We start from the raw sequence: 15,066 nt of genomic DNA on the forward strand, positions 1-15,066 counted from the left end.
AGTTTAATCACATTTCACCATTATACTTATATCTACTCTTTACCAGTCTTAATGTTATTCACCTATGTTCAGAATTTCTCTAAGTCTGCTGTTCTCCTTCCTGGTGTACCTACTGTTCGACGGAAGAAGCAAAACAGACGAAGTCACACCCCCTCAGGAGGTATTCTCCAAAGCAGATTCCCTGCCCAACGCGGCCAAATGGCCCGCCGAACTTTCCATCACCCATTTTGTAGGAGCTGACATTACTCCAAGCCCGGCCTGTCTGGCGGTTGCTCCGACCGGTGAGGTGTTCGTAGGGGTTGATATGATTGGCTCACTCGGCAAAAAGCCCGGTAAAGGAAGTATCGTTAAGCTCGTAGATAGCAACAACGATGGTAAGATGGACAAGCACACCACCTTTGCCCGGGTAGATAACCCCCGTGGTATTATCGCCCGGGGTGATCAGGTGTTTGTCCTGCACACTACCTTTTCGGCCGAAACCGGCATCGCATCGGGCATGGACCTGGTGGTATTTGAAGATAAGAATGGGGACGGCCTAGCCGACGGTCCCTCCAAGCCTCTGATCCAGAATATCAGCTCTCCGAAATTCCTGCAAAGCCGCGGTACCGACCATTCTACCAACGGAATCCGGATGGGAATTGACGGATGGATCTACATTGCTGTAGGTGACTTTGGTTTCCACGATGCCGTAGATCGTTCCGGCAAAAAGCTTACCCAACTAGGAGGGGGGATCGTACGGGTACGTCCTGATGGTACCGAAATGGAGGTATATACCCATGGCATGCGTAATATTTACGATGTAGCCATCGACCCCTATATGAATATTTTTACCCGGGGTAATACCAACGATGGTGGCGGCTGGAACATCCGGTTCACCCACCAGATTCAGTCGGGTGAGTATGGCTATCCGGTGCTTTTTAAGCACTTCACCGACGAAATTATCCCCGCTCTGGTTGACCTTGGAGGTGGTTCGGGGGCAGGTGCCTTGTTTATCGATGAACCTACCTGGCCCGCCAAGTACAACCAGGTACCCCTGATGGCCGACTGGGGACGCAGCCAGCTGTATATTCACCGCGTGAAGCCCGATGGCCCCAGCTATACGCAACAGGAAGAAGAATTTATCAAACTCGCTCAGATCACCGACGTTGATATCGATGCCTCCGGCCGGATGTACCTGTCGGCCTGGGACGGAGCCGGTTACTCGGGTAGCCCCTCCAAAGGTTTTGTAGTAAGAGCCGTACCTCAAAACTGGAAGTACCAGCCATTCGCTGACCTCAATAAAGCCTCTGTTAAGCAACTTGCAAACATTCTGAAGTCTGGTAGCAGTGTGGCTCGCCTGGCGGCTCAGCAGGAGTTGCTTACGCGTCCGGCGAAGCAGGCTTCCGAAGCAGCCTGGAAAGTAGCTGCTGATAAGAGCCAGTCCCTGCCTGTGCGTATTGCCGGTATGTATACCTATACCCAGGCTGCCGGCGCCGGTAGTGTGGCTAATCTGGTGAAACTTACCGAGGAGCCAGCTATGCGCGAATATGCCCTCCGGGCCCTTTCAGACCGTAAAGCTATTGCGGCTAACGTACCGGTTGAGCCTTTCATGAATGCTCTGAATGATGCCTCGCCCCGTGTACGTAGTGCAGCTATCATCGGATTGGGCCGACTGGATCGTAAAGAGGCCGTTCAGGCACTCCTGAGTACTCCTGTACCTGCGTCATTCGTAGCTCCGGCTCTGGGGGCAGAAGGTCCGCACGCTACGCCCAACTCCGCTATCATCCTGCCTCACCTGGCTGTAAAAGCACTGGTTAACCTCAATGCGGTGGATGAAGCGGTGCAGGCCATCGGAACCAAAAACTCCACCCTGGCACTGTGGGCACTGCGTTACATGCACGATCCTAAAGCCGTAAATGGCTTATTGAAGGCGTATGATACTGCCAAAGAGGCTGAACTGAAAAAACAGATCATCACTACCCTGGCTCGTCTGTACAAGCAGGAAGCTCCTTATGATGGATCATGGTGGTGGAGTACCCGCCCCGATACCCACGGTCCTTACTATAAGGCCATTGAGTGGGAATCGTCGCCAGCTATCAAAAATCTGTTGGTGAAGGAAGTAAAAGCAGCATCCGATAAGCAGTTCTTCAAGGATCTGAACAGCCGTATGCGACTGGACATTCCGGAACTGGGTACAGAAGAGCCGGTTGTGGCAGCCAAGGAAGAGGTAACGGTTGATCTGGAAAAGATCAAGAACAAGAAGGGTCAGGTTGGCGAATCATCCATTGAGGATGTCATGCTGGCCATGGACAAACTTCAGGGGGACCCAGCCCTTGGTAAAAAGCTGTTTACAACGCAGGGCTGCGTAGCCTGCCATAGCATCGCTAAAGGCGAAACCATGAAAGGCCCATTCATGGGGCAGATCGGCTCTATCATGAATCGCGAGCAGATTGCAGAGTCTATCCTGAAGCCCAATGCCTCCATCTCACAGGGCTTTGCGTCGGTGATGATCACAGCCAAAGGCAATAAGAGCTACATGGGCTTTGTGACCGAAGAATCGGCCGATCGGCTGGTACTGCGGGATATCACGGGGCAGGTATACCGCATCAAGGTGGCTGATATTGTTAAGCGCGAAGAGATGGAAACTTCTATGATGCCTAGCGGCCTGGCTAACTCACTCTCTTACGAGGAGTTTGCTTCACTAATCACCTTCCTGTCTCAGCAGAAGAAGTAATCATAGGGTACTCATTATATAGTCCGGGAGCCTGGTAGTCCGCTATCAGGCTCCCGGACTTTTTTTATTGGAGTATATCTTTCCTACATTCTCCGTTCAAGATGATTCGCCTCTTTTCAAGTGGTGTGATAGTCTTTCAGGTATTTGACTATTCTAAACGAGTCCATTTTCAAGAAATCGTTGTATTTAGTAAAGCTTATTTAGAATAATTAAAAATAAACCTCCTGCTGTCTTGCAAATCAAAAAGTAGTTGCCTTAGTTTGTCTCACTATTTATATTTAATCTAAATAAATAATGAGAGCAATTATATTTCTACTATTCCTTCTTCTTAGCCATTATGGTGAGGTTATAGCCCAGCCAGGAGGTACTATCAAAGGCAAGGTTAACACACAGGATGGTAACCCGGCTGAGCACGTTTCGCTACTGGTAAAAGGTACTAGTCTGGGGACCACCACAGACGCAGAGGGTGCCTACCTGATACGCCGGGTTAAGCCTGGTACTTACACCGTACGGGTAAGTTCGGTAGGGCTGGTAACGCAGGAAAAGCAAGTATCAGTCGCTCAGGATGAAGAGGTAAACCTGGATTTTGTGCTACAGGAGAACGCGGCTCAGCTAAAAGAACTGGTGGTATCAGCCAGTAACAAAACCTACAAAGTAAATACTCCTTCGGAGGCGCTGCGTATTGGGGCGCCACTCCTCGAAATTCCCCAGAACATCCAGGTTATTACCAGTGATCTCCTGAAAGACCAGCGGGTATTTGATCTGCTGGAAGGAGTAGCCCGCAACGTAAGTGGCGTTACTATCCAGGAGCACTGGGGCAATTACACCCGGATGAACATGCGGGGTGCCCGCGTGGCTCCATTCCGCAACGGTATGAACATCGAGTCTAGCTGGGGGCCACTTTCGGAAGATATGTCATTTGTCGATCGGATCGAATTCGTAAAAGGACCTGCCGGATTTATGCTGGCTAACGGCGATCCCAGCGGTTTCTATAATGTAGTGACCAAGAAACCTACCGGGCTGACCCGCCAGGAGGTAAACCTGACGGTAGGTAGTTTTAACACGCTACGCGCTACGGCCGATCTGGATGGTCAGCTTACCGGCGATGGCAAGCTCCTGTACCGCCTCAATGTCATGGGACAGAAAAAAGACTCGTGGCGTGACTTTGAGTACAACAACCGGTACTCCATCGCTCCGGTACTGAAATACCGGATTTCGGATAAAACAACGATCACAGCGGAGTACACCCACCAGTACTCCAAAATGTCCGCTATTGGATCGGCCTACGTATTTTCGGCCCGATCGTACGCCGATCGTCCCCGCCATTTTACCATTGCCGATCCCAATCTGGAACCCTCTACCATGCGGGACAACAGTTCCTTCCTGACCTTTGAGCACACCTTTAATCCAAACTGGAAACTGACCGCCCAGACCGCCTACTTCGACTACAGCCAGGTAGGTAGTTCGCTCTGGGTAGCTAGTGTAGCCGCCAATGGTGATATGCAGCGTACGCTCAGTAGCTGGGATGCCTCCAACAGGAGCCAATTTGGTCAGCTGTTTGTCAATGGAAATATTCAGACGGGTAAGGTGTCGCACCGCATCCTGGGCGGGCTGGACCTGGGCAGTAAGAAGTACCTGGCCGACTGGAACCAGTACTTCCAGCTGGACGCGAACGTACCTTTCAATATCTATAATCCGGTATATGGATTCCCCGAAAGCTCAGTGCCGGTCATTGATCGCTCCAAGCCCCTGGCCGAACGGGCCGCCGGTAATATCCTGGCTCAGAAGTACGGTGCCCTGTACGTACAGGATGAACTTGGCTTCTTCAGCAATCAGCTTCGCCTGACCCTGGCCGGCCGCTATACTATAGCCGAAACCAACCAGTACACCACCCTGATCAACAACCAGAAGTTTACACCCCGCGTAGGTCTGAGTGCTTCCCTTAATAAATATACCTCCGTATATGCCCTGTACGATCAGGCTTTCATTCCCCAGACCGGGCGCCTAGCCAATGACCAGAAGGTGAAACCGATAACGGGTAATAATACAGAACTGGGCGTGAAGAAAGACTGGTTTGGCGGGCGCTGGAACTCGACCCTCTCGATCTACCAGATCACCAAGAACAATCAGCTGGTGGGCGATCCCAGCGATCCTACCCAAACGCTCTCGCTGCAACTGGGCCAGACTCGTACGCAGGGGGTAGAGCTGGATATCACCGGTGAAATCGTAACGGGCCTGAATGCGGTCTTAAACTACGCTTATACGAACTCAGAGATTACCAAAGATACCGATCCGGCCAAGGTAGGAAACAAAGTACCGGGCTTTGCCGAGCACGTGACCAACGCCTGGCTCAACTACCGACACGGCAAAGGTACCCTGCAAGGACTTGGTGTTTCCCTGGGGTATCAGTGGCAGGTGAACCGGCACCCCTGGTTTATCGCGGATGGTAGCGATAGTGCCCTTCCCAACTATTTCAGACTGGATGGTGCGGTGTCCTACCAGTTCAGGAAGGTAACCGTAGCGGTGAACGTGAATAATCTCCTCAACACCTACCTCTACTCGGGTGGTCCCTATGACTTCAACTACGATGGCAGTTCGGATGGCTACTACTGGCAGGCTGAGGCTCCGCGTAATGTACGTATCAGCGTAGGATATAGATTCTAACCATGAACATCAAAAAAGCAATTGGCACGATGCACCTTTGGCTCGGATTCACGTCCGGGCTACTGGTGCTGTTCCTGGGGGTAACAGGTTGTATGCTGGCCTTTCAGCGCGAAATCGAAGACCTGACCCAGCGGTATCGCTATGTGGAGCAGGCGGAAGCTCCCAAACTGGCCCCATCAGTACTCCGGCAGATTGCCGATCGGGAATTGCCCGGCAAGCATGCCCATAGCGTGAGCTACCGTCAGGGACGGTCCTCCGAAGTAGTTTATTTTGCCATGGAGCCGGAGTACTACTACATCGTGTACGTAGATCCGTACAGTGGCAAAGTGCTGCAAGTCAAAGATATGAGCCAGGATTTTTTCCGGATCGTAATCATGGGGCACTACTACCTGTGGTTACCTCCTAACATAGGTCAACCCATTCTGGCTACAGCTACACTTATTTTTGTAATCCTGATGATAACGGGTCTGGTACTGTGGTGGCCCAGGAACAAGGCCGCCCGCAAGCAGCGGTTCTCTATCAAGTGGAATGCAAAGTGGCGGCGGGTAAATTACGATGCGCACAATGTGCTGGGTTTTTATATGACCTGGGTAGCCATATTCATAGCGGTGACGGGCTTGGTGATGGGCTTTCAGTGGTTCTCCAACTCCGTGTATTGGGTAACCTCCGGCGGGAAGCAGAAAATAGATTTCTACGAACCTGCTTCAGATACTACCTACGTGTCGACAGCCTCGAACGTACCCGCTATGGACCGGATCTGGATGCGGATGTATCCCGGCCTGAGTACCTCCCCGGCCAAGCTGGAAGTACACGTTCCGTCGGGTGCCGCCTCGTCCATTGAGATAGCTATAAACCCTGATCCGGATACCTACTGGCAGACCGATTACCAGTATTATGACCAGTATACGCTTAAAGAGCTACCTGTTACCCACCAGTACGGCCGGTTCGCAGAGGCCACGGTGGCTGATAAGATCATGCGAATGAACTATGATATTCACGTGGGAGCCATTGGAGGCATTGCCGGCAAGGTCATAGCCTTCTTTGCCAGCCTGATTGCGGCCAGTCTGCCTGTGTCGGGTTTTATGATCTGGTGGGGCAGGCGCAAGAAAAACAAGATTGAGAAGTCAAAAGCAGCAAAGTCCGTGGCTGATCTGATATAATTCACACCGTTAGACCCAAAAAGAGAAGGGATGCAGGCCAACGACACGAGCGGCTTGATCCCTTCCTTTTTTTAGATGCCAACTGGTGACCCTACCAAGTGAACAAACTTCTCATGGCTAAAAAGAATTTACTACCATACTCGTACTAGCAGGTGAAGCTTTATTGCCTTAATTTGGGTGCTAATTCAGATTATGTATGGAGGATATACCTAAAGAAACGCAGCGATTCCGGGTACGTGGACACTTATGGCTGGAAAGCGAAAAGGATCGTTTTTTGGGTCCGGGGCGTATTGAACTGATGGAGAAGATTAAAGAACACGGCTCCATTTCCAAAGCTGCCTCTGCCATGGGTATGTCCTACAAAAAAGCCTGGAATCTGGTACTATCCATGAATTCGCAGGTCGAAAAGCCCCTGGTACTTACACAGACCGGCGGCAGCAGGGGGGGCGGCGCCGTAGTGACCCCCGAAGGCGAACACTACATAGAAGCCTACAAGGCGCTGGTGGTTAGGTTTCAGGAATTTCTGGCGAACGAGACACGCCATCTTCAGGGCTAACTCTGCCGACAAGTACCTATATCAAGGGTACTGGTCGGTCTGCATCATTGAGATCTTAAATTTTTCAGGAGGTACCTCTCCTATAATCAGATGATTATTAGTATGTTTATAGCGTTATATATCGAGATATATAACGGGTTCCGTAAGTAGCTACCTTTCGTATTGTAAGGCTGGTGTGGCTAGGCGTTATGGCTACATATAAGGTATATCAATAACGAGGTCACAGTTTCTAACCCGTGGTTCGTATGCACAAAAAACTACCGTCTATTCTTCCTGCCATTTTCCTGTACCTGTGTTTGGTTACCACGGTATCTGCTCAGACTGTGGGGCGGCTGGAAGGAACCATCCAGGATAAAGAGAGCGGGAAAGCCATCTCTTTTGCCACCGTGTACGTCAAGGGTAGCCGGTTGGGCACGAGTGCGGCGCAGGACGGTACTTTCACATTCAGGAACCTCCGGCTCCCGTGTGTACTACAGATCAGCTCGGTAGGTTACGAATCCCGGGAGGTTGAAGTAGTTTCCCTGTCCCCGCTGGCCATCAGGCTGACTCCCCAGACGGTGATGATGGGAGAAGTGGTGGTCACGGCGTCGCGGATGGAGGAGAAGCGCCTGGAGTCACCCATTACCGTTGAGCAACTCGACCGCAGGGCCATTCAGAGTACACCCGCCGCTACCTTCTTTGATGCCCTGGAAAATGTAAAAGGGGTACAGATGACCACCGCCAGTCTGGGATTCAAGGTACCTAATACCCGTGGCTTCACCAATCCCACCAATGTGCGATTTCTGCAACTGGTGGATGGGGTAGATACCCAGGCGCCGGTCATCGGGGCCTCCATTGCCAATGCCGTAGGACCCACCGAGCTGGATATAGAGCGGGTAGAGGTAATACCCGGTACGGCCTCCGCCCTGTACGGTATGAACTCCCTCAACGGCCTGGTCCACTTCTTTACCCGTAGCCCTTTCAGAGATCAAGGACTGAGCGTGTACCAGCGCACGGGTGTCAATCACATCAAGAACTCTCATACCCGTGAGCATCTGCTGACGGAGACGGCCCTCCGCTATGCCCGGGCCTTCCAGGATCGCTTTGCCTTCAAGGTCAATATGTCCTGGCTTTCAGGGTACGACTGGTTGGCTCATCAGCAGACAGACCTGAACCCTACGGCCAATGCTACCGTCAACCTGCTGGGGGCGGATAATCCGGCCCTGGACCCTGTCAACTCCTACGGCAACGAGAGTCCCAACCGACGGACTCTCTCCCTGAACGGAAAGAACCATGTAGTGGCGCGTACGGGCTACTACGAAAAGGATATTACCGACTATACCCTACGGAACCTCAAAGGAGATATAGCCCTGCACTACAAGATCAGTAGTGAGTGGGAAGCGCAGTATAGCTACCGGATAGGCCGGCTGGACAACGTGTACCACCGCACCAACCGCTTCCGGCTGAATGACTATACGGTGCAGCAGCATGGGGTACAGCTGAAAAGCAATGAATTTACAGGCAAAGTGTACTTCACCCGTGAGGTATCCGGCAACTCCTACAACATCCGCTCGCTGGCCGAAAACCTGGACCGGCACTTCAAGAGCGACGACCGCTGGTTTGGCGACTACCGTACCCACTACCTCCAGAAAACCAGCGAAGGACTGCCCGTGGCGGAAAGCCACCAACTGGCTCGGGACTTTGCCGATCAGGGCAGGTACCAGCCCGGTACCGCCCGGTACGATAGTGTTATGAAACAGATCATCACCATCAACAACTGGGATAGGGGGGCTGCCCTGCGCACCCGGGCCAGTCTTTTTCATACCGAAGGACAGTACGACCTCAGTTCGCGGGTCAGGCTGTTTCACCTGCTCGTGGGCTATGACTACCGGCTCTACTCCGTTTTCCCGGATGGCAACTACTTCATCAATCCCGTAGAAGAGGGGAAGAATCTGCTGTACCGCAAGGGCGGTGCATTTGTGCAGCTAGCCCGGAAGCTGTTCCAGGAAAAGCTGCAGATCAGTGCCGCCCTCAGGTATGACAAGGGGGAGTACTTCCGGGGCATCTGGAATCCGCGCCTATCGGCCGTATATGCTCTAAATGAACAAAATTACTTACGGGCCTCCTACCAGAATGGCTACCGGTTCCCTTCCCTGTTTGAAGCATTTTCCAACGTCAATAGTGGCGGAGTCAAGCGGGTAGGCGGCTTGCCTATTATGTCGCAGGGCATTTTCGAGAATAGCTACATCCGCAGCTCACTGGATGCTTTTCAGGCGGCGGTAAACCGGGATGTCAATCAGAATGGTACTTCACTGAATGCAGCCATTGAAAAAAACGCCGACCTGATCAGAAAATCATCCTACGATTACGTGAAGCCGGAGCGCATCAACTCGTTTGAGATTGGGTATAAAGGGTTGGCTCTCGATAACAGGCTGTACATCGACGCGGACTTCTACTTCAATGCCTATACTAATTTTATAGCGCAGGTGGAGGTCAATCAGTTGGGCCAGGCCTACCAGACTGCCGCCGCCGATTCCATTCCGTATCACCTCTACGACCGCAGGAAGCAGGACCGCTACCGGCTCTGGACCAACTCTACCAGTACCGTGTTTAACCTGGGGTCGTCGGTAGGATTGACGTACAAGATATATCGGCAGTACACACTCAATAGTAACCTGAGCTACGCCCGGTTGTACCGCAAGCAGTACAACGACGGACTGGAGGAATCATTCAATACTCCAGGCTGGATCAGCAACCTGAGCGTGGGGAATCCGCAGGTGGCTCGTAACGTTGGATTCCAGGTGGTGTGGCACTGGCAGGATGCTTTTCTGTGGCAGTCGTCGCTGGGCACGGGTATAGTACCTGCCTATCACAACCTGGACGCTCAGGTGAGCCTGATGGTGCCCCGCTGGCGTGGTAAAGTAAAAGTGGGGGGAAATAACATCCTCAACCGACCCTACTACCAGATGATAGCCGGGCCTACGATAGGCGCTATGTACTACGTGACGCTGGTAGTTGATGAGTTGTTCTGAGTGGGGCAGGTACCTGATGGATGGAAGTGTTACAGAGAAAGGGTACCAACCAAGAGCGGGTCAGAGTATATACTACTGACCCGCTCTTGTTAGTATTGTTATGTCCTGAAATGGCTCTACTGATTTTTGTTCCTATTGTTATTATTATTGTCCTTTTTAGGATCGTTGGCCATTTCGCGATATTCCTGACGGGCTGAATCCAGCTTGGCTTGTTCTTCTCTTATTTCACTGGTATCGCCTTCCTGATGGGCCTCTACCACATCTTCGTAGGCATCCGTTACTTTATCACCTTTTCTTTCGGTTTCGGAACTACATGCTACTGACAGGGAAGCCAGGAAAAAAATGGATGCTAGTCCCTTTATCCAATTTTGCTTTTTCATAATTTTCAGTGTTAGTAAGACTTTTGTTAATTGCCTGACCCCCTCTGCATTAGAATGGGTTGCTCCATGTATGAGCATTTTCAGGTCTTTCACTTACTACCTAAAATCTTATGCCATTGCTATACATATGTGGAATACGTACAGGTAAAAAGGAGAGTTCAGTACTTTTAGTGTCAGTACATTCCTCAACTTATCCCACGTGTACCCAATGAATATTGGCATCGAAATTGGCGGAACCAAAATACAAGTTGTAAGCGGTAGGGCAGATGGAACAATAGAGGAGCGACATAGATTTGTGGTGGATAAGAGTCAGGGAGCCGCCGGAATACAGAAAAATATTGAACAAATACTCCAGGCGCTTCCCCAGCGCCCCACGGCGATTGGGGTCGGATTTGGCGGGCCGGTCAACCACGAAACGGGGCAGATCGCTACCTCCCACCAGATCGAAGGCTGGTCAGGCTTTAACCTGAAGGGTTGGCTGGAAAAGCTCACCGGCGCTCCAGTAACCGTAGAGAACGATGCCAACGTGGCGGCCCTGGGAGAAGCCCTTTGTGGGGCAGGCAAAGGGTACAGCCACGTATTTTACATCACCCTGGGCAGTGGGGTAGGCGGAGGCATGGTCAATCAGGGTCGGCTGTTCCACAGCGCCTTTCCGGGGGAGGCTGAGGTGGGGCACGTACGCATGAACAAGCAGGGAGATAGTCTGGAGTCGGTATGTTCGGGCTGGGCACTGAACAATACTATCAGGGAAGTACTGCCTTCGCTACCGGAGTCTTCCTACCTCAAAAAAGCCATAGGAGAAGCTACCACCCACGAGGCCAGGTACCTGGCAGAGGCTCTGCAACACGAGGACCCGGCTGCCGAAGAATTATTGCTGCAGTACGCCGACAATCTGGCCTTTGGCCTGTCGCACGTGGTTCACCTGTTTCATCCTGACATCATCATTCTGGGCGGAGGCGTGTCACTCATCGGTGACCCACTGCTTCGGGCGGTACGGCAGATATTGCCCACCTATGTGGTTTCTACGTTACATCCGGTACCTGTGATAGCCCTTTCCCAACTGGGTGAGGATGTAGTACCCACGGGAGCACTTTTACTAACCAATTATTAATCTATTCCATGAAAACCAACTACTACGCTACCTACCTGGAACAACAAAAGGCCACGCTCGAATCCATACCACTGGAAAAAGTAGGTCAGATCGCCGATCTGCTGAAGGAAGCCTGGGCGCAGAACCGGCAAATATTTGTGTTCGGGAATGGGGGCAGCGCGGCCAATGCTTCGCACTTTATCACCGATCTGGGAAAAGGAGCCTCGGATACGCTGCAAAAACGCTTCCGCTGTATGTCGCTCAACGATAATACCGCCTGGATTACCGCGCTTGGCAATGATTACTCGTACGAGGATGTGTACGTGGCCCAGCTTCAGAACTACGCACAGCCGCAGGATCTGGTCATTACCATGAGCGTGAGTGGTAACTCACCTAATCTGGTAAAGGCCATCGACTGGGCCAACTCCAACGGATTGACAACCGTAGCCCTGGTTGGAGGCAAAAAGGGTAAACTGGCCGAGATCGCTCAGCAGGTGGTAGTGGTGGACTCGGAGCATTACGGCCGGGTAGAGGACGCTCACATGACTATATGCCATATGTTGTGCTATGATATCATGGAGCAGGGTATAGCGTAATGGCAAGTGGTGCTCTCTTCGGATACGTGTAGCCACTAAACTACCCGATGCTAAAAAAAATTATCGTATAGTATAGTGCGTTTAGAGCACCTGAGAGCACATTGTAACTTTTTTATCCGAATTTGTATAAATATTATGAACCTATGTATTACCTTAGATGTAGTATCAAAGAATATAACAAACAACAACATGAATAACGGAACAGTAAAGTTCTTTAACGACCAGAAAGGCTTCGGGTTTATTAAGGACGAAAAATCAGGTCAGGAGTACTTCGTACACGTATCTGGACTAGTAGATGAGATCAGAGAAAATGACGATGTTACTTTCGATCTTAAAGAAGGAAAGAAAGGACTAAATGCAGTCAACGTTCAGCTTGCTTAGTCTTACGATATAAGAAGTTAGCAATGGAAAGCCTTACCTCCTGTAAGGCTTTTTTATTTGTTTACTTAACATAGCTACTACAACAGTTTCGAGTAAAGTACAGAGTATCAAAAATTATTCAACAACCAAAAACCAAGAGATACGTAAAATATGGGTAGATCGCAGGAGACCTTCGGTAAAAAAGAAAAAGAGCAGAAGAAGCTGAAAAAAAGGCAGAATAAGGAACAGAAGAAAGAAGAGCGCAAAGCAACCGCGAGCAAAGGACAAAGTATCGAGGACATGTTTGTCTATGTAGATGACTTTGGCAATTTAACATCAACTCCCCCCGATCCAAGAAGAAAGAAAGAAGTAAAGCAGGAGGAAATCAGGATCGGAGTAAGTCGGCAGGAGGATGTAGATCCGGCAGAACTGGTACGCAAAGGTACGGTTACTTTCTTCAACGTAACCAAGGGATATGGGTTTATCAAAGATCACGCTTCACAGGAGAGTATCTTCGTACATAAGAATGAATTGCAGGATTCCATCAAGGAAAACGATAAAGTGAATTTTGAGGTGGAGAGAGGTCCTAAGGGACTTAATGCGCTGAATGTACGGTTGGTCCAATAATCAGGTACCTACCTGATCAGTAGCTCCCAATAAAACACGCCTGCTGTTCTGCACTCCCTGTAAAGTGTTGCAGTAAAATAGTAGGCGTATTCATCTGATTGAAGTGAATGAATGCCTGTAGAAGGGGTTCCGTAGAAAAGTAGATAAATGGCAGTTAGTTTTAATAGCCCAATTATCAGATACAGTTACAACTTTGTTCTTTTCTGATCGTTAGGCTTTTAGAACAAACTTTTCGAACCCATGAAATACATGACCACAAAAGGAAAGTTTATTTCTGGGAATTCACCACTGGAGGTGCTTGTGAGTCTCAAAAATTCAACCCGACCGGATTCCAAACTTGAACTGAATGACTACCTGGTGCTGCTAATGTTGCGGATCAATCTGAACTATGATATCAAGATTGAAAGCAGAGGCTATGTACAGGTACTTACCGATCTGGAGGATATAGGTTTTCTTCTTCGCCTGGAGTAGAAACTTCCTGCCTTAGCATAGATAAGGGTACCAGTAGTCGTACGTACTCAGGAAATGTGGGGGATGAGCAGCTGCTTTAATACATCCGCAAGTTCATCGGCATTGACAATATCGTTCACTTCGGTCAGATTGATGGCTTGTTGAGGCATGTAAGCCACCTCAGCCGTAGCGGGATTCTGTGCTATTGTATAGCCTCCTGACCTCTTGATCTGGGCCAATCCGGCGGCTCCGTCCGCGTTGGCTCCTGATAGTAGTACGCCTATCACACTTTTACCAAATACTTCAGCCACTGATTCAAAAGTCACATCAATGCTGGGGCGGCTATAATGTATCTTTTCGGAGCTGTCGAGGGAGAAAAGCTCCTTATTTTCAATCAGCAGATGGTAGTCTGGCGGTGCCAGATAGATGGTATTGAACTGGATCGGATCTTTGTCTTCGACTTCTCGGACCGAAAGCCGGGTACGGTTGGCTATAAGCTCCTGCAGAATAGAATCCTTATCATTCTTCCGGTGGATTACGATAATAATTACGGCATTGAGATGTTCGGGCAGCCTTTCTACCAGGTTGAGAATAACCTCCAGGCTCCCGGCCGATCCTCCAAGTACTACGTATTGGTAAGGGGTTATCGCATTTTGCGCCATATTTTCTCTTTATTCTCCATCTGGGCATAGCTATCGGCTATGCCAGAAAAGCGAAGGTTTTCTTTGGAACCCAGTACTATAAAGCCGAGTCGTTCCAGACTATTATCAAACAGGGTCAGTACTTTGTCCTGTAGTTCTTTATCAAAGTAGATGAGTACGTTGCGGCAGAATATCAGCTGAAACTCATTGAACGAGCGGTCCGACACCAGGTTATGCGTGGCAACGATCATTTTGGACTTGAACCGGTCGTCAAATTTAGCCCATTCGTACCGGGTCATGTAGTACGACGAAAATTCTTTTTTCCCTCCGGACAGGATATAGTTTTCAGAGTACTGCTTCATCTGGCTCAGGGGGAAAAGCCCTTTTTTGATGTTCTCAATCACCGAGGGATTAAGATCCGTAGCGTAGAGCAATGACTTGTGCAACAGATTCGCTTCTTCCAACAGGATAGCCATTGAGTACACCTCTTCACCGGTGGAACACCCGGCGTGCCAGATCCGTATGAAAGGATGGGTAGCCAGTACGGGAAGTACCTGTTCGCGAATGGCTTTAAAAAGAGCCGGATCCCGGAACATCTCCGTCACGTTCACGGTAAGCTCCTCCACCAGATGGGTGAGGTAATCCGGATCATGCTTTACCCTATAGAAAAGCTCAGCGAAGCTCGTAAAACGGTCTATGGTCAGTAGCCGGTTCACCCTTCTTTTTAATGAAGCTCTTGCGTAATTGGTAAAATCATACCCATATCTCTGATAAAGTTCATTAAGTAGTAGATCTAATTCCTCCTCTCTAATCATGTA

General features: G+C 50.2%; 13 protein-coding genes. 10 read left to right on the forward strand and 3 right to left on the reverse strand.

Annotated features, from left to right (window positions below; all coding sequences use genetic code 11):
- The first annotated feature begins 64 nt into the window (after positions 1–64).
- The 5 genes from JTN23_RS18935 to JTN23_RS18955 all read left to right on the forward strand — a co-directional run bounded on the left by JTN23_RS18935 (position 65) and on the right by JTN23_RS18955 (position 10,104).
- The gene (locus JTN23_RS18935) at positions 65–2,713 is read left to right on the forward strand and encodes a DUF7133 domain-containing protein (protein ID WP_247236600.1); all 2,649 of its coding nucleotides are present in this window, start codon (positions 65–67) and stop codon (positions 2,711–2,713) included.
- 294 nt (positions 2,714–3,007) lie between these two features.
- The gene (locus tag JTN23_RS18940) at positions 3,008–5,377 is read left to right on the forward strand and encodes a TonB-dependent receptor (RefSeq protein WP_247236601.1); all 2,370 of its coding nucleotides are present in this window, start codon (positions 3,008–3,010) and stop codon (positions 5,375–5,377) included.
- Between the two features lie 2 nt (positions 5,378–5,379).
- A complete protein-coding gene (locus JTN23_RS18945) occupies positions 5,380–6,537 on the forward strand; it encodes a PepSY-associated TM helix domain-containing protein (RefSeq protein ID WP_247236602.1) in 1,158 nt (385 codons plus the stop codon).
- A gap of 196 nt (positions 6,538–6,733) precedes the next feature.
- A complete protein-coding gene (locus tag JTN23_RS18950; protein WP_247236603.1) occupies positions 6,734–7,093 on the forward strand; it encodes a winged helix-turn-helix domain-containing protein in 360 nt (119 codons plus the stop codon).
- A 245-nt stretch (positions 7,094–7,338) separates the two neighbouring features.
- The gene (locus JTN23_RS18955) at positions 7,339–10,104 is read left to right on the forward strand and encodes a TonB-dependent receptor (RefSeq protein ID WP_247236604.1); all 2,766 of its coding nucleotides are present in this window, start codon (positions 7,339–7,341) and stop codon (positions 10,102–10,104) included.
- A gap of 116 nt (positions 10,105–10,220) precedes the next feature.
- Here JTN23_RS18955 and JTN23_RS18960 read toward each other — a convergent pair whose 3' ends face one another.
- On the reverse strand, positions 10,221–10,484 hold the full coding sequence (locus JTN23_RS18960; RefSeq protein WP_247236605.1) for a hypothetical protein: 264 nt from the start codon (positions 10,482–10,484) through the stop codon (positions 10,221–10,223).
- Between the two features lie 208 nt (positions 10,485–10,692).
- On the opposite strand from JTN23_RS18960, the gene JTN23_RS18965 reads away from it, so the two are divergent.
- The 5 genes from JTN23_RS18965 (at position 10,693) to JTN23_RS18985 (ending at position 13,628) form a co-directional block, all read left to right on the forward strand.
- The gene (locus JTN23_RS18965) at positions 10,693–11,595 is read left to right on the forward strand and encodes an ROK family protein (RefSeq protein WP_247236606.1); all 903 of its coding nucleotides are present in this window, start codon (positions 10,693–10,695) and stop codon (positions 11,593–11,595) included.
- An 8-nt stretch (positions 11,596–11,603) separates the two neighbouring features.
- Positions 11,604–12,170 (forward strand): D-sedoheptulose-7-phosphate isomerase, encoded by a 567-nt coding sequence (locus JTN23_RS18970; protein ID WP_247236607.1) that lies wholly within the window; start codon positions 11,604–11,606, stop codon positions 12,168–12,170.
- 189 nt (positions 12,171–12,359) lie between these two features.
- Positions 12,360–12,551: a cold-shock protein gene (locus tag JTN23_RS18975; RefSeq protein WP_247236608.1), complete on the forward strand. Its 192-nt coding sequence runs from the start codon at positions 12,360–12,362 to the stop codon at positions 12,549–12,551.
- Positions 12,552–12,701: 150 nt separating this feature from the next.
- Entirely contained in the window at positions 12,702–13,157 is a 456-nt protein-coding gene (locus JTN23_RS18980; protein ID WP_247236609.1) for a cold-shock protein, read from the forward strand.
- Positions 13,158–13,406: 249 nt separating this feature from the next.
- Entirely contained in the window at positions 13,407–13,628 is a 222-nt protein-coding gene (locus JTN23_RS18985; RefSeq protein WP_247236610.1) for a hypothetical protein, read from the forward strand.
- 47 nt (positions 13,629–13,675) lie between these two features.
- On the opposite strand, the gene JTN23_RS18990 is transcribed toward JTN23_RS18985, so the two are convergent.
- Entirely contained in the window at positions 13,676–14,269 is a 594-nt protein-coding gene (locus JTN23_RS18990; RefSeq protein ID WP_247236611.1) for a chemotaxis protein CheB, read from the reverse strand.
- The gene (locus JTN23_RS18995; RefSeq protein WP_247236612.1) at positions 14,251–15,063 is read right to left on the reverse strand and encodes a CheR family methyltransferase; all 813 of its coding nucleotides are present in this window, start codon (positions 15,061–15,063) and stop codon (positions 14,251–14,253) included. Before JTN23_RS18995 ends, JTN23_RS18990 begins: the two co-directional genes overlap by 19 nt.
- Positions 15,064–15,066: the final 3 nt, after the last annotated feature.

The sequence above is a fragment of the Telluribacter roseus genome (assembly GCF_017355915.2).
In the GTDB taxonomy this organism is placed as follows: domain Bacteria; phylum Bacteroidota; class Bacteroidia; order Cytophagales; family Spirosomataceae; genus Telluribacter.